General features: G+C 58.3%; 15 protein-coding genes and 1 tRNA gene. 4 read left to right on the top strand and 12 right to left on the bottom strand.

The window, feature by feature from the left end; all coding sequences use genetic code 11:
* Window positions 1–33: 33 nt before the first annotated feature.
* Both ASN_RS07535 and ASN_RS07530 read right to left on the bottom strand, forming a co-directional pair.
* The gene (locus ASN_RS07535) at window positions 34–1,218 is read right to left on the bottom strand and encodes a cysteine desulfurase family protein (RefSeq protein WP_058987767.1); all 1,185 of its coding nucleotides are present in this window, start codon (window positions 1,216–1,218) and stop codon (window positions 34–36) included.
* Window positions 1,219–1,275: 57 nt separating this feature from the next.
* Window positions 1,276–2,421 (bottom strand): cysteine desulfurase family protein, encoded by a 1,146-nt coding sequence (locus tag ASN_RS07530; protein WP_058987766.1) that lies wholly within the window; start codon window positions 2,419–2,421, stop codon window positions 1,276–1,278.
* 115 nt (window positions 2,422–2,536) lie between these two features.
* Between ASN_RS07530 and ASN_RS19590 the strand changes: the two genes are divergently transcribed.
* Window positions 2,537–2,749: a hypothetical protein gene (locus ASN_RS19590; protein WP_140385826.1), complete on the top strand. Its 213-nt coding sequence runs from the start codon at window positions 2,537–2,539 to the stop codon at window positions 2,747–2,749.
* A gap of 136 nt (window positions 2,750–2,885) precedes the next feature.
* The gene (locus ASN_RS07520; RefSeq protein ID WP_035382606.1) at window positions 2,886–3,551 is read left to right on the top strand and encodes an alpha/beta hydrolase; all 666 of its coding nucleotides are present in this window, start codon (window positions 2,886–2,888) and stop codon (window positions 3,549–3,551) included.
* Window positions 3,552–4,003: 452 nt separating this feature from the next.
* On the opposite strand, the gene ASN_RS07515 is transcribed toward ASN_RS07520, so the two are convergent.
* The gene (locus tag ASN_RS07515; RefSeq protein WP_006558163.1) at window positions 4,004–4,777 is read right to left on the bottom strand and encodes an RNA methyltransferase; all 774 of its coding nucleotides are present in this window, start codon (window positions 4,775–4,777) and stop codon (window positions 4,004–4,006) included.
* Window positions 4,774–6,120, bottom strand: a complete 1,347-nt coding sequence (cysS, locus tag ASN_RS07510; RefSeq protein ID WP_058987765.1) for a cysteine--tRNA ligase — start codon at window positions 6,118–6,120, stop codon at window positions 4,774–4,776. The genes ASN_RS07515 and cysS overlap by 4 nt, the downstream gene beginning before the upstream one ends.
* A gap of 160 nt (window positions 6,121–6,280) precedes the next feature.
* Between cysS and ASN_RS07505 the strand changes: the two genes are divergently transcribed.
* Window positions 6,281–6,355, top strand: a tRNA-Thr gene (locus ASN_RS07505).
* Window positions 6,356–6,425: 70 nt separating this feature from the next.
* Here ASN_RS07505 and ASN_RS07500 read toward each other — a convergent pair.
* From ASN_RS07500 to tsaE, 6 genes are all read right to left on the bottom strand, one after another.
* The gene (locus tag ASN_RS07500; RefSeq protein ID WP_058989227.1) at window positions 6,426–7,775 is read right to left on the bottom strand and encodes a bifunctional folylpolyglutamate synthase/dihydrofolate synthase; all 1,350 of its coding nucleotides are present in this window, start codon (window positions 7,773–7,775) and stop codon (window positions 6,426–6,428) included.
* Between the two features lie 11 nt (window positions 7,776–7,786).
* Window positions 7,787–8,707 (bottom strand): acetyl-CoA carboxylase, carboxyltransferase subunit beta, encoded by a 921-nt coding sequence (gene accD, locus ASN_RS07495; RefSeq protein WP_058987764.1) that lies wholly within the window; start codon window positions 8,705–8,707, stop codon window positions 7,787–7,789.
* Window positions 8,708–8,859: 152 nt separating this feature from the next.
* Window positions 8,860–9,186 (bottom strand): thioredoxin TrxA, encoded by a 327-nt coding sequence (trxA, locus tag ASN_RS07490; protein ID WP_006558158.1) that lies wholly within the window; start codon window positions 9,184–9,186, stop codon window positions 8,860–8,862.
* A 124-nt stretch (window positions 9,187–9,310) separates the two neighbouring features.
* Window positions 9,311–12,877 carry a double-strand break repair helicase AddA gene (gene addA / locus ASN_RS07485; protein ID WP_058987763.1) on the bottom strand — a complete coding sequence of 1,189 codons (3,567 nt, stop codon included), beginning with the start codon at window positions 12,875–12,877 and terminating at the stop codon, window positions 9,311–9,313.
* On the bottom strand, window positions 12,874–15,990 hold the full coding sequence (addB, locus tag ASN_RS07480) for a double-strand break repair protein AddB (RefSeq protein WP_058987762.1): 3,117 nt from the start codon (window positions 15,988–15,990) through the stop codon (window positions 12,874–12,876). The genes addA and addB overlap by 4 nt, the downstream gene beginning before the upstream one ends.
* A 101-nt stretch (window positions 15,991–16,091) precedes the next feature.
* Window positions 16,092–16,538 carry a tRNA (adenosine(37)-N6)-threonylcarbamoyltransferase complex ATPase subunit type 1 TsaE gene (tsaE, locus tag ASN_RS07475; protein WP_082666616.1) on the bottom strand — a complete coding sequence of 149 codons (447 nt, stop codon included), beginning with the start codon at window positions 16,536–16,538 and terminating at the stop codon, window positions 16,092–16,094.
* Between the two features lie 466 nt (window positions 16,539–17,004).
* Between tsaE and ASN_RS07470 the strand changes: the two genes are divergently transcribed.
* A complete protein-coding gene (locus ASN_RS07470; RefSeq protein ID WP_039903913.1) occupies window positions 17,005–17,763 on the top strand; it encodes a response regulator transcription factor in 759 nt (252 codons plus the stop codon).
* Window positions 17,764–17,824: 61 nt separating this feature from the next.
* Here ASN_RS07470 and thiD read toward each other — a convergent pair whose 3' ends face one another.
* Window positions 17,825–18,652 carry a bifunctional hydroxymethylpyrimidine kinase/phosphomethylpyrimidine kinase gene (gene thiD, locus ASN_RS07465; RefSeq protein WP_058989226.1) on the bottom strand — a complete coding sequence of 276 codons (828 nt, stop codon included), beginning with the start codon at window positions 18,650–18,652 and terminating at the stop codon, window positions 17,825–17,827.
* A 25-nt stretch (window positions 18,653–18,677) separates the two neighbouring features.
* A complete protein-coding gene (gene glmM / locus ASN_RS07460; protein WP_058987760.1) occupies window positions 18,678–20,036 on the bottom strand; it encodes a phosphoglucosamine mutase in 1,359 nt (452 codons plus the stop codon).
* Between the last annotated feature and the right edge of the window lie 112 nt (window positions 20,037–20,148).

Genomic DNA, 20,148 nt, shown 5'->3' with positions numbered 1-20,148 from the left:
ATCCTGCCAAGGCTGTCTCAACTGCGGTGAGGGTCACACGCATGCGGTCTCTTCGGGCATGCGTTGGCCGCGTACCCGCAGGGCGGCCTGCGCCAGCACATCCGCCGCACGCTCCGCCTCGGCGGGTGAGGTAAAACGTCCGGGGGAGAGACGCAAGCTTCTTCCCGCTTCTTCCCGCGTTAAACCCATGGCTTCCAGCACATAGGACGGTGCCAGTTCAGCCGAGGAACAGGCCGAACCAAGCGAGGCGGCAATGCCCGTTGCGGCCTCCAGCACATCAAGCGCGCGCAGCCCGGCTGGTAGACGCACACTGAACAGACCGGGCAAATGGGGCGCATTTTCCGCGTTGATGCCAACACCCGGCAGGCACTCCGTCAACCGTTGCATGAAGAGACTCCGCAGAGTCGCGAGATGGGTGGCATCCTTCGCCATCTCTTCTCGTGCAATACGGCAGGCCTCCCCAAATCCGGCCAGCAAAAAGCCGGGCAATGTGCCGGAGCGCAGGCCGCGCTCCTGCCCGCCGCCGGAAAACAGCGGTTCCAACCGCACACGGGGCCGCCGCCGCACATACAACGCCCCGGCACCTTTCGGGCCATACAGTTTATGGGAAGAGACCGAGGCCAGAGCCAGCCCCATGGCTGAGACATCTACCGGTATCTTGCCTGCGGCCTGTGCCAGATCCGCATGCAGAAGTGCCCCTGCCTTCTGCACAAGAGGTGCCAGTGTCGTGAAATCCTGCAGCACGCCCGTTTCATTATTGGCCGCCATGAGGGAGACCAGCGCCGTCGGAATTTCCAGCGCGCGCGCCAGCACATCGGGCGCAAGTTGGCCGTCAGGCTGCACTGGCAGAATAACGGGCTCGAATCCTTCTGCGGCGAGATCACGCACGCTTTCCAGCACGCATTTATGCTCGGTCGCCACTGTAATGATGCGTTTGCGCGGGCTACCCTGTGCGGCAAGATGCCGGGCTGCGCCCTTGATGGCCAGATTATTGGCCTCTGTCGCTCCGGACGTAAAAATAATCTCACGGCTGTCGGCTGCCAGAAGATCGGCCACCTGCTGCCGCGCTGCCTCCACCAGTACAGCCGCTCTCCGGCCCGAGTCGTGTGTCGCGCTGTGGGGGTTGCCGTTTTCCTGCTCAAGGGCCGCCATCATCACAGCCTGTACCCGCGGGTCACAAGGGGTGGTCGCAGCGTGATCGAAATAGAGTTCTTCCATTTGGTCCCCCATCAGACGTCTGCGGAAAGACTTTTTGAACAGCCAGCAGCCGGTATCTTATAGCCCCAGAACAGGGGAGGCACTTTGCGCCATGCCAGCATAAGCCTGAATAAACGTATCTATGTCCTGTTCCTGCACATTCCAGGGCAAAGACACACGAATCGCCTCTCCAGCCAGAGTATCCAGCCCCATGGCCTGCAAGACATGGGAAAACGCCACCTTGCCCGAGGAGCACGCGGAGCCCGCCGATACGCAGATATTGGCCAGATCAAGCCGCATCAACTGCCCTTGGGCCCGCCGCCCGGGCAGCGCCAGTGAGGTTGTGTTGCCCAGGCGCGGCGCTTCCGCCCCACACACCACAGCGCCCGCCGCTACTGCCGCCTGCTCCAGCCGGTTGCGCAAAGGACTGAGGTCACGCGGGGTTTCAACCGCGGCTTTCAAAGCGGCAGCAAGCCCGGCAATGGCCGGCAATGGCTGTGTGCCGCCCCGCCGCCCCTGTTCCTGCCCACCGCCTTCAAACAAAGGGGCTACCCGTGCCGGAGCCGGGCCAGCCAGCAGCAGGGCCCCCGCGCCTTTTGGGCCCCCAATCTTGTGGCCGGAAATCGCAACACTCTGCGCACCAATGGTTGCGACAGAAAACGCCATTCGTCCGGCTGCCTGCACGGCATCTACATGCAGGTGCGCCCCATAACGCTGGCAAAGTGCTGCCACTTCCGCCAACGGGTGCAGCACACCTGTCTCATTATTGGCCAACATCAGGCACACAAAGGCAGGCGACTCGTCCGCCGCCAAGGCTGCCTCAAATGCGTCCAGTTCTACCTGCCCATTGGGGGTGACCGGCAACCAGTTAACCAGTGCTCCCTCCGGAACACCTTTGCGCACGGCGTCATGTTCCGTCGCCCCCACCAGAAAACGACGTCCCTGCCCCAGACCGTGCATGGCCAACACATTGGCTTCCGTGCCGCCTGAGGTGAAAATACAGTTCAGCGGTTCAACCTCGAACATCTGGGCCACGGTATCCCGCGCGCTTTCCAGCACGGCCCGCGCCATACGGCCTGCCCTGTGCACGGAAGAGGGGTTTCCCGTCATGTCCGCCACTTCAAGCAGTGCGTCCCTTGCCTGTGGACGCAGAGGTTCTGTGGCGTTGGCATCCAGATACACAACACGGCTCTGGCCATCCCTGCTGTGTGTATGTGCGGTCATGATCCCGTTCCTGCCTGTTTCTGGGGTGCAATGGTGTCCTCTGCAAAGGGCACAAAACAGCCATTATAACGATTTATGTGGAAATTTCGGCTCCGCACCCGTTATAGAGGGGCTTATGGTCGATACCATACAGCGCAGCAAGGCCGTCTTTTGTGGAAACACTGTTTCCATAACAGAAGGCCGCGAGACAGAACGAGGGGATTATGCCCTCATTTCCGACGCCGTCAATGCCGGAAAAACTGCCTCCCCCTTTTCCTGCGTCTTGCATGATACCATGTCCATACTGTATGCCCGCCGCCCTCTGCCTTCCCTCCATGGTAGCGGATGAACAGTTCTTGACCTTTTTGCGGGCCTGATAACCCGCCTGTTCCGGCACGGTGCGCGGCATCGTTCCATGCTGGGACCTTCGCCAAACCTGGATGCGTCATGCCCAAGGGCGCATTCAAAGATTATGCGGAATACAAATGCCTGAGGTTATGTTTGCCGGCCCTGACGGTCGCCTTGAAGGGCGTTACCATCACTCAAACGAGCCCAATGCGCCGCTTGCCCTCGTGCTGCACCCCCACCCGCTGCACGGCGGCACCATGAACAACCGTATTACGTATGCGATGTACCGGTCCTTTGAAAAAATGGGCTTTTCGGTCATGCGCTACAACTCACGCGGCGTCGGCCGGTCTCAGGGCCGGTATGATGGCGGAATTGGCGAAATTTCAGATGCCGCCGCAGCACTGGACTGGATGCAGATGGTTAACCCCAATGCTTCCGGCCTGTGGATTGCTGGCTATTCCTTCGGGGCGTTTGTGGGCATGCAGCTTCTGATGCGCCGTCCGGAAATTACCGGGTGGATCAGTGTTGCGCCGCCTGCCACCTACTATGATTTCGGCTTTCTGGCTCCCTGTCCCTGTGGTGGGCTGATGATTGCTGGTGGCAAGGATGACATGGCTCCTGAACCTGCCATCCATAAACTGGTGGACAAACTGAACACCCAGAAGGGTGTGACGGTTGATTATCGCGTCTTTCCGGAAGCGGACCATATCTTTGCCAAGCAGGCCGACAAGATTACGGCTGCACTGGAAGACCATGTGACCACCGCCATGGCTCAGCGCAACATGCCGCTGGCTGCCGACTGAGGATTTTTATCTGTCAGGTGTGCCTGCATGCCTGACAGATAAACTCTCAACAGGGACCATAACCGGCCTCCCTGTTTCTCTCGCAAAAACACGAATCCGGCCTTGGATGCTGCCTGAAAAGTCAGCACTTACGGGGCACGAGGATTTTTAAGGCTGATAAAGCCGGATCTGAAGGCTCCATGCCGGACAATCTGGAAGAAAATCCTGCATACTTAGCCATCAAAAGAGAACCGGACCGACCTGAGCAACTTTTTCAAACAGTTGTCTTGGATTTCCGATGAAGGCCGCAGCCTTCTGCGTAAGAGTGGGTCTGTAACTCACACACGCCGCTCAGGAAAACCGTAACCCCACCAAACCGTGTACCAAACTGGTCCGCCCTTACCCGTCGCTTTGGGGGGAACTCCTTTATTTCAAACCGTCCCCAACAGATCAGAGACAGTTTGAAAAACCAATCAGACTTTTGCGCGCCTCTTGTTGGCCAGTTCACGCACCACCCCATGCATGGTGCGCAGTTCTTGCTCGGTCACTTCCCCCCGCGTAAAGAAATGACGGAGGTTCCGCACCATGCCGGGGCGTTTTTGCTCATTATGCAGAAAACCGCACTCATCCAGTTCCCGAACCAGATGCCCCATGAAATTTTCAAGCTCACCCTTGGTGGCAACATGGGTTTCATTGGTCATGAGCTCACGCGGCGGGGTCTGATCTGCAGCAAGCCACCATTCATACGCCATGATCATGACGGCCTGCGCCAGATTGAGGGACATGAAGGCCGGATTCAGCGGATAGCGAATCAACCCATCCGCCCGCGCCATATCCTCATTATCCAGACCAGCCCGTTCCGGCCCGAACATAAGGCCCACACGCAGCCCCCGGTTGGTTGCAGCACGGAGTTCGGCAGCGCCTCCGCGGGCGGTCATGACCTGCTTTACAATGTGGCGTGGGCGCGGACAGGTGGCGAACACATGGTGTAAGTCCGCCACTGCATCATCAACCGTTTCATGCACCGTTGCGGCATCCAGAATCCGGTCTGCGCCTGAGGCCGCACGCCATGCACGCTCCTGCGGCCAGCCATCACGCGGGGCCACAATGCGCATGTGAAACAGGCCGCCGTTAGCCATGGCCCGTGCCGTCGTGCCAATATTTTCAGCAAGCTGAGGCCGCACCAGAATAACAACCGGCGTATTGCCTATCGGCTCCAGCGGCGCGCCGCCATCACGCCCGGTCATGCACGCCTCCAGGTGGTGCCGTCCTTGCTGTCTTCCAGCACAATCCCCTGCGCCTGAAGCTGATCGCGCAGCGCATCGGCCTTTGCAAAATCCCGTGCTTTCTTTGCTGCCAGACGGTCGGCTATCAGGGCTTCAATGGCTGCATCATCTTCTGAAGCATCCCCTTTGAACCATTTTTCCGGGTCTTCCTGCAAAAGCCCCAGCATGCCTGCTCCGGCTTTCAAAGCCCCCGCCGCTGCGCGGTCTCCCGCCAGTGCTAGCCCTGCCAATGCATGCAGTTCGGCAATAGCCATGGGTGTATTGAGATCATCCGTCAGGGCTTTCAACACCCCTTCCGGCACATCCGTTTCAGGCACAGGGCCTGCGGCCAGTGCGCGGTAGAACCGGTCCAGCGTTTTGCGCGCTTCCTGCAACCCTGCCTGCGTATAATTCAGCGTGGAACGATAATGCGCCCCCAGCAGCAACAGGCGAAGCGCCTCTGCCGGAGCCTGAGCCAGCACATCACGAATGGTCAGGAAGTTGCCGAGCGATTTCGACATCTTCTCCCCTTCCACCAGCAGCATGGCATTATGCACCCAGTAATTGGCGAACTTGCCCTGAGGGAAACAGCACAGACTCTGGGCCCGTTCATTTTCATGATGCGGGAACAGCAGATCAGACCCACCACCATGAATATCAAAGCTCTCGCCCAGATAGCGGTGCGACATGGCCGAACATTCAATATGCCACCCCGGACGCCCGCGGCCCCACGGGCTTTCCCACCCTGGCTGGTCTGCATCGGAGGGCTTCCAGAGCACAAAGTCGCCAGGATCTTTTTTATAGGTGGCCACTTCCACGCGGGCACCTGCCACCAATTCTTCAGGGTCACGCCCGGAAAGCGCACCGTAAGATGGGAAAGAGGCGACAGAAAACAGCACGTGGCCATCGGCCTCATACGCATGGCCGTTTTCAATCAGGCGGGCGATCAGGGCCTGCATCTCGCCAATATTATGGGTAGCTCGGGGTTCAATATCAGGCGGCAGCACGTTCATGGCAGCCAGATCGGCATGGAACTCTTCCGTGGTCCGCTGCGTCAGGGAACCAATATCCTCCCCGTTTGCGCGGGCACGGGCGGTGATCTTGTCATCCACATCCGTGATGTTGCGCACAAACGTGACACGCGGGAACAGATGCCGCAGAAGCCGCACCAGAACATCCGCCGTCAACATGGCGCGCAGATTACCGATATGGGCCAGATCATACACCGTAGGCCCACAGTAATAGACCTTCACATGGCCCGGATCGAGCGGTGTGAAAGGCACTGTTGCGCGGCGTTGGCTGTCGTGCAGAGAAAGAAGGGGCATTGGTGCAGGCTCTGAGTACGGCATGATCGCCTAGATGCGCCAGCGCCTTGCGGGATGCAATATCATAACAGCCAAAAATCTGTACCAGGAGTGAAAACCAGCCCTTGACGTGCGTCAAAAATTGCCGTTTTAATCCTGCCCCTGCACCAAGTTGTGCTGTGCCCTTATAGCTCAGTGGTAGAGCAACCGCCTTGTAAGCGGTAGGTCGTGGGTTCAAATCCTACTGGGGGCACCATTTTCTCCCCTTTTTTATTGAAGTCTCTTCCGCTTGGCGGACTGGTGACGGCTATGTTTGGCAGGCGCTTTTATGCGCCCGGTTGCCAGCCATCCTGCGTTAACGCCACACCAGCCAGATACAGGCTGCCACAAATCAGCACCCGCGCCGGTTTTCCTTCAGACTGCGCCTTGAGGCCATCAAGCGCCTGCGCCAGCGTTGGCCCAACCTGCGCCTTACCACCGGATGCTGTTACAATGGCCTCTACCGGCAATGCCAGATGCTGCTTGGGTTCACTGATAGCCCAGACCGTTGTGGCGTACGGCAGCACAGGGTCAAGAAAACCGGATGCATCCTTGGTCTGCTTCATGCCCACCAGCAGGTGGAGCGGACGATCATCCCAGTTCTGAAGTTCCTTGGCCAGCGCATGGCCAGCACCGGGGTTATGGCCACCATCCAGCCAGACGTCCCACCCCTCCGGCACGCGCGCAGCCAGAGCGCCATGAAGGCGTTGCATGCGGGCTGGCCAGAAAACGTTCCCAATCCCCTGCCACGCCGTGGCGGGAACAGACAAGCCGGAAACCCGCAAAGCCTCCACGGCCAGACCGGCATTTTCAATCTGCCACGGGCCAGACAATGCCGGAGCAGGCAGATGCAGGATCCCTTGCCCATCCGTAAAGATGAGTGCGGAAGATGGTTTTGCGGTCTCGGCAGAACGTTCTGGCGTAATCTGCCACTCGTGCCCACGCCGATGCAAAGGCGCCCCGACCTTCTGGGCTTCCGCTTCTAAAACCTGCATCACGGCTTCCGGTTGTGCGCCTGTAATAGCCGGAACGCCGGGTTTAAAAATTCCGGCCTTTTCTGCCGCTATGGCCTGAAGCGTGTTGCCCAGAAAGGCCTCATGATCCATGGAAACAGAGGTAACAATGCATGCGGCCGGGTGTTTGAGCACGTTGGTAGCATCGCACCGGCCACCCAACCCGACCTCGATAATCGCCAGTTCTGCCGGATGGCGGGCAAACAGCAGAAAACCAGCGGCGGTCAGCACCTCAAAAACCGTAATGGGCGCACCTGCATTCACCCGCTCGATTTCTTCCAGCGTAGAGACCAGTTCAGCCTCGCTGACCAGCTTTCCCGCAATACGGAAGCGTTCAGTAACATCCACCAGATGCGGGGATGTCATTACATGCACACGCCAGCCTGCGGCCTCACCCATGGCGCGCAGCGTGGCGCAGGTGCTGCCTTTGCCATTGGTGCCCGCCACATGGATTACAGGAGGCAGTTTTTCTTCGGGGTTACCCAGCTTGGTCAGCAGGGCTTCAAGCCGCCCCAGCGAGAGATCAATCAGCGCCGGGTACAGATGGTTGAGGCGCTCCAGCACCTCACCAGTGCGACCAGAAAATTCGGTTGTCGGCGCTGCGCCGGCGGCAGAAGCGGGCACGCTCGCCAAACTCAGACAGACGGAGCCGCGGTGGGTGCTTCCTCTACCGGCGCAGGCCGATCAGGTGCTGATTTTTCAGCACCAACCGGCGCGCGCGTCAGCAGTCCAATCACGCGGCCCAGCGTGGCACGCATGTCCTTACGCACCACCACCATGTCCAACATGCCGTGATCCAGCAGATATTCGGACCGCTGGAAGCCTTCGGGCAGTTTTTCACGCACGGTATCCTGAATAACGCGCGGGCCTGCAAACCCGATCAAGGCATTGGGTTCTGCAATCTGCACATCACCCAGCATGGCGAAGGAGGCCGTAACCCCGCCCGTTGTCGGGTTGGTCAGCACCACAATGTAAGGCAGACCGGCTTCTTTCAGCATCTGCACGGCAATGGTGGTGCGGGGCATCTGCATCAGGCTGATGGCGCCTTCCTGCATCCGCGCCCCGCCAGATGCGGTGAAAACAACCAGCGGAGATTTCTGCAAAACAGCCAGACGCGCGGCGGCCACAAAGCGTTCGCCAAAAGCCGCGCCCATGGTGCCTGCCATGAATTCAAACGCCATGACGGCCACAACGGTAGGATGCCCGCCAATGCTACCGTGCGCCACCACAAGGGATTCATCCACATGGCTTTTGGCGCGGGCGTCCTTCAGACGGTCCGTATATTTTTTCTGATCCCGGAACCCTAGCGGATCAACGGGAGCGGAAGGCAGTTCAATACGGGTGAACTCGCCGTTATCAAATGTCCATTCAAGGCGTTCCGTCACCGGAGCCTTCATGTGGTGGCCACAGTGCGGGCACACATTCAGGTTCTTGTGCAGTTCCTTGGTCAGAATCATCTGACTGCAGGACTCGCAGTTGGTCCACAGATTATCCGGCACTTCACGGCGGAGAAGGCCGCGAATTTTGGGACGGACATATTCGGTGATCCAGCTCATTTTGAACCTTGCAACTGCGAGACATGAAAATGGGCATGCAGCCCCAATGAGGCGTGCATTACGCTGCTTGGGCCTTCCTGCCAAGCATTATGCGCCGGAACGTGCCCCGCACACAGCCTGCCAGAAAAGCCCAACCCTGAATGTTTCAGGCGTTACAGAGCGCCTTCAACCCAGGCTTTAAGCTGGCTCTTGGGCAGAGCGCCTACCTTGGTTTCCACCACCTTGCCATCACGCACCAGCATGAGGGTCGGAATGGAGCGCACGCCATAGGCGGTCGGCGTTGCGGGGTTTTCATCAATGTTCACTTTGGCAACCGTGACCTTGCCAGCAAAATCCTTGCCGATTTCTTCCAGCGCCGGGCCGATCATCTTGCACGGGCCACACCATTCCGCCCAGAAATCCACCAGAACCAGACCGGATGCCTTAAGCACATCGGCTTCAAAGGTGGAATCGCTGACAGCAAGCGTATGTTCACTCATTAACCTGTTCCTTTTTCTGGGCGGGACATTTCAGCCCCTGCCTCCTTGGCTGCCATAAACCGGATGCCGAAAAACGGTTCCGCATCATCTGATAGCCCTACACTTAAGGCGGCAACGCAGGCGGTCAAGATGCAGGGTTACCCGGAGCATGTGCATCCAATAGCGAATCAGGCAACACGTCCGCCCGCGGGCCTTCCGTCCACACCAGCACACAGCGCACAGGCTTATCGGGATAAAGGCCCTGCAACAGAGCGCGATAGGCCGCCATCTGCCGCAGATACAGAACCGGCGTGCCCGCCACGGTACGGGGCGTGTGCCGACCAGTTTTGAAGTCACACACCACAATGCGGTCTGGCAGAACGCGCATACGGTCCACCTGACCCACAATCACCTGCCCGCCGGCCACGCCCGCCAACCGCTGCTCCGCACGCGCCTCAGGCGTGAACAAGGGCGCAAGATCCGGCAGAGCCAGAACCCCCAGCACCTGATCTGCCAGCACTTTGGCCTCCTGCGGCTTCAAGCCACTGGCGGGGCGCGCCAGCCACCCATGCGCCAGATCGGCCCACCGCTCAGGCGGGAGCCCTGGCAGATATTGCAACAAGGCATGCACCAGTGTGCCGCGCCGGAACGCAGCCTCACGCGCGGCGGCAGGAGTCACTGCGGCAACATCCAATGGGGAACGCACAGGAGGCAACGGGCCCAGCATGGCATCATCCGGTCGGCTGGGGGCCAGAGGCCGGGCCAGTCTGGCATCAGGCACAGGTGGCACAGGCCGCCAGTCTGGGGCTCGCCCCATCCACGTGGGCAGAGAAGAGACTGTCGGTTTACCGGTTTCGGGTAGCGCATTCGCATCCGCCTTTGGGGTCTGCTCCTTGACCTCTGCCCGTTCTTCCAGAACCAGTATGGTGTCTGCCCAATCACCTTCCGTCCACGGTTGGGGCTGGGCGCCCGCAACGTCAAACCCCTGACGACAACGCTCGTACCAGCTTTCAGCAGGTACATGCCGGCCCGGCATCCAGCCGCACACAATCAGCCTTTCCGCCGCACGCGTCAGCGCCACGTAGAGCAGGCGATTGTACTCCTCTATGGCGCTGGCCTGCATGGAAGCCCGCAAGGCCTGCGTCAGCCCTACGGCAAGCGCCCCACGCGGCACATATACCGGCACGTCCAGCCCTGTATGGTTGTCCTTTGCCCAGAACAGCCGATCCTCATACCGGGGCCTGCTGACCGTGTCTGGCAGAATGACCAACCGGGCCTGCAAACCTTTGGACCCATGGGCTGTCATCACCCGCACGGAATCTCCCCCGGCTTCGGCCTCACGCTTCACGCTTTCTTCCGAATTACGCAGCCAGTGCAGAAAGCCTTGCAGAGAGGGTGGATGCATATCCTGATACCGGAGAGCCGCCGAGAGAAGTTCATCTACCGATTCCGCAGCTTCCGGCCCCAGCCGCGCCAGCAGGCGTGCCCGGCCTCCTGCCCGGCCCAGTGCTTCAGACAGCAGTTCATGCGGGGTCAGATAATCCACCCGGCGGAAGAGACTATCCAGCAGCGCCCATGCCTGCGCCCAGTCCGGCCGCTCTGCATGCCGATCCCTGAGCGCGGACCACAAGGGCTCGGCAGGTTTGCGTCCGGTAGCCAGCAGCATCAGGCTGTCATCCGACACGCCCCCCAATGGAGAGGTCAGCACGCACGCCAGCGTCAGGTCATCCTGCGGCAGCAGCAGGGCGGCACACAGCGCCATCAGATCCTGCACGGCGAGTTGGTCTGCCAACCCGGTGCGCACCAATGTGGTCACCGGCACGTTCTCGGTTTTCAACGCCCGCACAAGAGCCGTGACAAACTGAGACCGGCGCGGCACCAGAATCAGGACATCGCCCGGCGTGAGGGGTTTTTCACCCAGCGCAGGCGGCGTGGCAAGCAGGCGCGCAATATGCCGCGCCAATGTATCCGCCAGTTTCTGCCGGGGATTCTGCCGCGTGGCATTGGCCAGCGGTGGCTCCCACGGGCTGGCAGGATCAACCTCCTCTTCCGTCGCTTCCGCCAGTGGCCAGAGTTCAACCCGGCCACCCTGCCCCGGTCTGGCCGTTATGTGGTGCATGGGCCGACCATCTTCTTCCGCCACCCCCTTGGCTGCCTCTGGAAGAGAGAAGACAGAATCAACCAGTTTCAGAACAGGTGCTGTTGAACGAAAGGAAACGGTCAGTTCCGGCTCCCGCCATGGCAGGCCGGCTGACGTAGTACGATTGTGGAACACACGGCGCCATGTGCGGAAGGCATCCGGGTCTGCGCCCTGAAATCCGTAAATGGATTGTTTATAGTCTCCCACAGCAAAAACGGTCCGCGGGCCAGCCTCTGGCGCGTGGGTGCCCTCGCCCGCAAAAAACTCCTCGGTCAAATCTCCAGCAATGCGCCATTGCTCGCCCGATGTATCCTGCACCTCATCAAGCAGCAGATGATCTATTCCGCCATCCAGCTTGTATAGAACCCAGGCAGCACCCGGCTCTTTCAAAAGCCCCAATGTTCGGTGAATAAGGTCATCATACTCCACAAGACCGCGCTGTGTTTTACGTGCCTCATAAAGATCAGCTACAGGAGCAGCATTTTTCAGAAGAGCTACCCCCAGGCGCGCCAGTTCACGGGCACGCAAGGCTTCCTCTATTCCCTGAATCCGCTCAGCCTCCCGCGCAAGGCATTCAGCCTGCTCCGCATATTTCTCCGTCAGTTTTTTGGTAATCAGTCCTGTTTTGCGTAATGTTCCTTCTTTGGTCAGGAAGCCATTACGCCAGACATCCCATTGGGCTGCGCGCTGAGGCGGCTCACCACTCAACCAGTCCAGCAACGCCAGCGCATTGCGCTTGACCGCTTCCGTTCCTTCATCTGCCAACAGACGCAGGAAATGGCGTAGCGTCTCCTCACCAGAAAACATTTTACAGGCCCGCTGGAGAAACTCCTGATTGCTTCCCTTCAACGCACCCGCTGCAAGCCCCAGAACCCGACAAAAAATTGCTGGCAGATCTTCCGGTTTTTTTGATACCCACCCCCGGATACGCTCAGCACGGGAATCATGCCGCAGTGATCCTGCAAGACTGACAAAATCGCCCAGACCAATCTGTCCGGCCACAGGCGCCAGCACGGCGGAGGAACGGCTTCCCAGCACTGTTTCCACACATCCCTGCAAGGCAAGAGAGGCATCCGTTTCTTCCATGACCGTAAAATGCGGGTTCATGGCGGCTTCCAGCGGAAACCGGCGCAGCAGGGACTGGCAAAACGCATGAATGGTGCCAATCCGCATACCGCCTGGCAGATCCAGAACATCTGCAAACAATGCCCGTGCCTGCCGCCGTGCTTCTGGTGTGCAGGGCACGAACAGAGCCTTTAGTTCCTTGTCCAGTTCCGTATCAGATAAGGTAACCCACCGCCCCAGCCGGGTTTGCAAACGGATGGCCATTTCTGCCGCTGCGGCCTTGGTAAAGGTCAGACACAGAATACGGGCAGGATGACTGCCCGGTACAGTCTCACCTTCTGGCGTACGACGCGGCAACATCAGGCGCAGCAGGCGGTCAATCAGCAGTTTGGTTTTACCACTGCCCGCCGAGGCCGATACAAACACGGACGCCAACGGATCTGACGCCAGCGCCTGTTGCTGGTTGGCCTGTTCAATCGCATCAGACACCAGAGTACGCTCAGTCATGATTCGTCTTCCACTCGGGCAGTATTCCATTCCGGCACACGGGCCAGACGCGCATAATCGGCAAAACGCGGCTCCTGTCCCGGATGAGGATGAGACAGGTAGGGCTGGGCCGGATTGTCATACGCCACCACACGGTCCCGCAAACGTGCCCATGTCTGCTCCGCCAGGTCTGTCAGCGAAATATCCTTCCCGGCGGAGACAGCCACCTCTCCTCCCGGTTCTGCCCCGCCGGTCAGTCGCCAGTAGATCAGGCCGCCAATCTCTGGCGCCTCTTCTGCATCCATTTTCGGTAATCCTGAGAAACCACCACGCAGAATCATGGCAGCCTCAAGCGGTAGCTGCGGGCTCCACCCAGATTGCACATCCCGCGCCGTTGGCAAGGTGCCTGTTTTGTAGTCCCGCACAATCACGCGGTTCTGCGCATCAAAATCAATACGGTCAGCCCGCCCGACCAGACGGAAGGGACCGCACGGCGCATCTGGTATCTCCACACGCCCGCGCAACTCGGTTTTGATGGCATGAGGTGTTCCCGCCGTTTCACGCCATGTTTCTTCCGCCTGCACCACCCAGGTGGCAATACGCATCAGGCGCGGTTCCCACCAGGCCCGCAAGGCAGGGCGTAGCGTTTGGGCATGCAGAACATCCTGAAATATTTTTTGCAGACCTGCTTCGGCATTGGTTGGCCATGTTGTGCCATGCGTACTGAACCAGCGTTCAAGGGCTTCATGCACAATCATCCCGTAATCGGACGCATCTGCCGGTTCTTCCAGTTCCTGCAAAGGCTGAAGCCGCAACACATGGCGTGCATAAATAGCGTACGGATCACGCATCCATGTTTCAATTTCCGTCACACTCAGACGGCGGGGTCGTAGGGCGACGGGCGGCATGGGGCGCGGCGGCGCAACCGGGCGTACCGGCCCTGCTGGCCGGTCCACCTGATGCAGCCATTCCATAACCGGATGCGTTGGCACAGACAGACCACGCCCAGCCAGAAACGCATCCAGCCGGGATAACCAGCGGGCAGGCACAACGGGTGCGCCTTCACGTCTTTTGGGGCAGGAGAGCACCACTTCATCCGCCGCCGTCGCGCTGGCAAAAAAATCATGCGCGGCCTGCCCCACACCCTGCTCTGGTGAAGGCAACCCCACACGCTGGCGCATGGGGCGGCTCATCCACGGGCCTGCTTCGGCCACCGGTGGCCAGACACCCTCCGCCAAGCCGCCCAGAATCACTGTATCCGCTGTTTGCAGACGTGCTTCAAACAGCCCCCAGATCAGCACGCGCGGATGCAACGCTGCCGGGTCTCCCCCCCGCCTGCTGGCCACACGCTCTTCCGCCAGAACGGCGCTGAGCAGACCATCCAGAACGGCAGGAGGCTGAGGCGGCAAAATATCAGATGCCATCATCAGGTCCGTCAGACGATTGGCCAGAAGATTTCCCTCTTCCCCCCGCCATAAACGATCAGCCGCTTCTTCAGCATCTGTACCCACCAGACGCTCAACTGTCTTGATCAAGGTTTCCAGCAGTTCCGGCACAGGAGCCCGGTAGGTATCGGCCAAACCTTGAAGATGCTCCGGCACATCTCCCTCTGCGCCCTCATTCTGAGGCCACGCCAGCACCGGCTCGAAACACACCGCCAGCCGGTCCATGAACATCAGAAGCGGTTCCGGCCCAAAAGGACGATCTGCCTCTGCTCCAGCTTCAACACGTTCCGTTTTTCTCTCATCGCACGTGTGTTCGGCCAACGCACGTTCAACAGCAGCCCGCAACGCCGCAAAGCCGGGGGGCGGTGCAGGCCCCCGCAGCACCACTCGCTCCAGAAGACGGGCCGAGGCACGACACACCCCGGCAGAAAGCCCGCAGGCCACCAAAGGGTGTTTCAGAACAGAAAGAAGAGAAACCGGAGAAAACCGATTATCCACCAGTTGCGCCACCAGCCGCAACAACACACCACCTGGCGTACCAATGAGAGAGGCCCCACCACTATCATCCGCCAGAACACCCCAGCGCGAGAGTTCCGTAACCACGCGGGCTGCCAGACCACGGTCTGGTGTAATCAGCGCCACCCGTTTCTGCGGCTGCTCGATCACATCCCGCATCAGCATTGCGATAGCAACGGCTTCTTCCTGCTGATCCGCCGGGTCCAGGCGGGTTACGTGGGGCAGGGTCACCTGTCCGGCCCGTGCCCAGTCTTCCAACGCAGAGGCCGGTAGCAGGGAACGACTGAGCGCCTCCGCACGCTCCGGGTAGCCCCCTTCCGCCATCCAGACATCAACATCTGCCCGAACGGCATCCAATGAGGCAAGCAGATGGCTCAGACCAGCCTGCGGGTGGCTATCCGGCAGATGGGCAAAGGTTTCTTCCGGCATGGCGGTATCCAGCCCCGGAAGCACCACCAACCCGCCGGGGCAGGCCATAACGGCCCGCAGTGCTTTTGCCGTAGCGGGCATAAGATTTGTAAAACCCGCTGCCCATAACCGGCTTTGATCCCCTTGCTCAGCCTGTTCGTGCCAGAGTTTTGCCTGCGCCCGCAGCAGAGTCACCTGCCGCGCGACGGGGTTCATCAAACCCTGCCCGCTCAACCATTCCGGCCATGCTTTGGTAACAATATCCAGAAACTGCAAAATAGTTTGCCAGTGCTTGGCAAAATCATCCTGCACCGCTTCTGGCAGACGCGCAGCAAGATCAACATCCGCCCATTCCGCTTCATCCATAAGATCAGCAAGCGCCTTGGCCAGAGGCCATGCCTGATCAAGCGTGGGCCGTGTGCCAAACGCACCTTCTGCCTGCAACACCAGACGGGTCAACACGGCAAGGCGGGTCATGCTGGCAACAGGAGGCGGCAGATCCAGCCCCTCCGTTCCTCCCAGATCAGACGCCAGCCCCAGTTCCGCTTCGTCAAGGGCACTGATTGGCATAATACGAGGCAGCAACATGGGCTTACCGTCCATGTGGCGTAAAAAGGCCTCTGTCAGCCCACGCGCAGCCCGGCGGCCAGGCAGAACAATAACGCCTTCACCAATTGCCTCCGGGTCTCCACCCGCCGCTTCAATCCACCGTAACGCCAGATGATCCAGAAAGGGGAGATGCGCTGGAATTGTCGCCAAACTCATATGTTCTGACCCTATCGTCTTCAGGCGTTCTCTGGCGCGGCAAAAAAGCCCTCAGATCGGGGCCGCCAGACTGTTCAAACCGCCTTTTACACCTGTGCCTGTCAGCCAACAAACAGACCGGCTTCTTTAAGTCGATGGGACCATCCTTCAACGGAAACCTGCCTACTGCCATCAGGCTGCACGGAAAGAGTCAGATGCAACGCATCTTCCGGTGTCAGATCTTCAAGCCGTTCTGGCCATTCCACCAGCACAATGCCGTCACGTGCTTCTTCCCATCCCAGCTCTTCCAGTTCATCCGGACCACTCAGGCGCCATAGATCAAAATGAGACACCGCACCTTGTGGTGCGGCGTAGGTCTGAACAAGGGTATAAGTCGGGCTTGGCACTTCCAGACTGGGGTTTTCACACAAGGCGCGTAAAAAAGCGCGTGCAAACACACTTTTCCCCGCCCCGAGTGGACCAGAGAGCAAAATCGTATCTCCCGAACGCACTATTCCTGCAACCTGCATGGAAAAATTCTCTGTAGCTTCTTCATCTTTGAGAATCATGCTCGTTCCCATACCCCTCCCCCACCTCATGCCTTGCCTGACTGAATATTATCTTCAGGTCTTTTTATCAGATCCGCACAGTGCAGCACACAGGCGGGGCTTTCTTTAGCTGGCACCACGTACGATCCAAAAAATGATTTGTGATTTTATTTAAGAAAAGAATGTTTCAAAAAAATTATTACTATTTGATATTATTTTCTTTACAAATAATGATGGAAAACCATTTGACGATAGCCTTTTCATCTTTGCCTCGATCAAATGTCTTAAGTGAAAATATTCAATCATAAGTTGTAGTTAACGGTTGCATGATGCGCCATGCGATAAGTGCATACCCTCATCACGATACAACTAATGGTGGTAAAAAATTCGTTTACGTTATATGAAGCGATATGAATTGATATTATAACACATAAAGCACAACCATAAGGTGTGCTCACACTCTCTTCCGGGAGAAGGGATTAACGCCATGCGAATCTTGTTGGCCGAAGATAACAACACATCCGCCCAGACGATCCTTCCTGTGCTTGTACACGCGGGTCTTCACGTAGATGTGACTGACACAGGGCGCGGCGCGATTGAAATGCTGCGCAATTATAATTATGGCTTGGTGATAGTAGAGTTATTTTTGCCAGATATGGATGGTTACGATTTTATTGCGTCTCTGCGCGCAAGAAAAATCCAGACGCCTATCGTCATTCTTTCAGCGATTGACAAACCTCATTCAAAAATAAAGGCGTTTTCAATCGGGGCTGATGATTATCTTACAAAGCCATTCGACCCTGAAGAGCTTGTTGCGCGTGTTCAGGCGATTTTAAGGCGCTCAAACGGCTACAGCCAGCCTGTTACAGAAGTGGGCAATATGGCCCTTGATCTTAATCAGCACACAGTCAGCGTAGCAGGCGTTCCTGTTCATCTGACCGGCAAGGAATTTGCCATTCTGGAACTGCTTGTGTTGAGGAAAGGTATTTCCTTAACCAAGGAAGCCCTGCTGAATCATCTCTATGGCGGACATGATGAACCTGACATCAAGATCATTGATGTTTTTGTCTGCAAATTACGCAAAAAACTTCAGGCGGCAGGGGCCGGCAACCTTATCTCCACCATATGGGGACGCGGTTATGTTCTGAATGACTCCCAACCCAAAAAAACCGTAGCAAACCGTATTAGCCCCGCCACGCATTATCAGGAAAACCGGGTTCCCCAGCTTCAGGCTGCCGGGGAGTAGAAGACTGCCCCAAAAATGAGGCACAAGTCATGAGCCAAGAGGTTTTTTCAGGCCTCTTGGCTCATGACTTCACAAAAGAATGTGCATGCCATAGTGGCCCTGCCCCTTGGCCAAACCCGGGTGCTTCAAGAATAGCGTTCCGCACATACTGGCGGCTTAAATGAATGGCATCCGTCATGGAATGATTTTGGGCAAGCAGCGTTGCCAGCGCACTGGCCAGTGTGCAGCCCGTACCATGCGTATGACGGGTAGCAATCCGTTTATCCGCAAATTCCGTAAAGCCGGCATCGTCCAGAAAAACGTCAACCAGATCTTCACCTGATAAATGACCGCCTTTTAGCAGGACCGCAGCCCCTGTTTCCTCTCGCAATTGTCTGGCCGCCAGCCGCATATCCTGCACAGTCTGCAAAGAACGGCCTGTCAGCCTTTCCGCTTCCGGCAGATTGGGGGTCAACACAGTCGCAAGTGGAAACAGATGGGTCTTTACCGTGCTGATGGCATCCTCAGCCAGTAAGGCAGCGCCACCTTTCGCCACCATAACAGGATCAAGCACCAGAAGCGCGTGCGGAGTCTGCTGCCGGTAGGCCGCAATTTCCTCCGCCACGACCTGAATTTCAGCGGGCCCACCCAGCATACCGGTTTTAAAGGCATCTGTGCCCAGATCATCCAGCACACTGCGAATCTGTTGGCGCAGAAAATCTGGAGTAACAGGATAAATCCCTTGCACACCCAGGGTATTCTGGGCTGTCAGCGCGGTAATGGCCGTCATGGCGTAACCACCCAACGCCGTTATCGCTTTGATGTCGGCCTGAATGCCTGCGCCACCGCCCGAATCACTTCCCGCGATGGAAAGCACGCGCGCCGGAGTGCTTTGCCGCCGTCCGTCCATCAGGTTTTCATCCCCCGTTAGCGCTTCAGGCGGGCTCACTCACAGCCTGGAGCGCATCACACATCTGGGCGACAACTTCATCCACCAAAGCGGCATCTTCGGCTTCCGCCATCACCCGCACCAGAGGCTCCGTTCCGCTCTTGCGCAGAACCAGCCGCCCACGGCCTGAAAGCTTTTTCTCTACTTCTTCCTGCTTCGCCTGCACGCTATCCGCCTCAAGCGGGCTGTCTCCCGTAAAGCGCACGTTCTGCAATTTCTGCGGGAAAGGCTTGAACATCCGGCAGACTTCGCTGGCGGGACGTCCGTCTTCCACAAGTACGGCCAGAATTTGCAGGGCGGCAATCAGGCCATCCCCCGTGGTGGCGAAATCTGTCAGCACCATATGGCCGGACTGCTCGCCGCCAATATTGGTGCCCAGCTCCCGCATGCGTTCCACCACATAACGGTCTCCAACAGCGGTGCGTTCAAGGCTCACGTTCAAAGTGTTCAGAAAACGTTCCAACCCCATGTTGGACATGACTGTGGCCACAACGGCCTCGCCAACCAACCGCCCTTCCCGCGCCCAGGACTGGGCAATCAGAGCCAGAATCTGGTCACCATCAATGAGGCAACCCGTTTCATCTGCAATCAGAACGCGGTCTGCATCACCATCCAGTGCAATCCCTAGGTGGGCCTTATGCTGCACCACCGCTTTACACAACGCTTCCGGATGGGTGGAGCCACATGCTTCATTGATGTTCACGCCGTCAGGCGTACATCCAATCCGGATCACTTCCGCCCCAAGTTCCCACAGGGCTGTAGGCGCCACGCGGTAGGCTGATCCATTGGCGCAATCAATCACGATCTTCATGCCATCCAGCCGCAGCTTGCGCGGGAAGGAGGCTTTCGCACTTTCCACATATCGCCCGGCAGCATCATTCAGACGGGATGCGCGGCCAATTTTTTCCGGCGTTGCAAGCCGCCCGGTCAGATCGGCAGCCATCAGGTCTTCAATATCCGTTTCATCCTGATCGGACAGTTTGAAGCCATCGGGACCGAACAGCTTGATACCGTTATCCCCAAACGGGTTATGCGAGGCAGAGATCATGACCCCCAGATCGGCACGCAGAGAGCGCGTCAGCATGGCAATGGCCGGTGTGGGTAAAGGCCCCACCAGTGTAACGTCCATGCCAGCAGACAGAAAGCCGGCCACCAGCGCGCTTTCAATCATGTAGCCGGACAGGCGGGTGTCCTTGCCAAGCAGAACGCTATGACGGTGATCACCGCGCGTAAAACGCAGCCCTGCGGCCTGCCCCAGCTTTTGAGCAGTTTCCACGGTCATGGGAGCAATGTTCGCGGTCCCCCGGATGCCATCTGTCCCGAAAAGACGTCTTGTCCTGCTCATGTCATCTCTCTCCATGCCGTCTGGCCGTTTTGCAGACGATGTGACGCCCGAAAATGGCTTTTTTCTTTCTTCCCTTCTCCCTAAAACGATTCAGGGTGTGAAGAAACCGTGA

Origin of the sequence: Acetobacter senegalensis (assembly GCF_001499615.1) — a bacterium.
Taxonomy (GTDB): domain Bacteria; phylum Pseudomonadota; class Alphaproteobacteria; order Acetobacterales; family Acetobacteraceae; genus Acetobacter; species Acetobacter senegalensis.
This window is presented reverse-complemented; position numbering and strand designations above follow the sequence as displayed.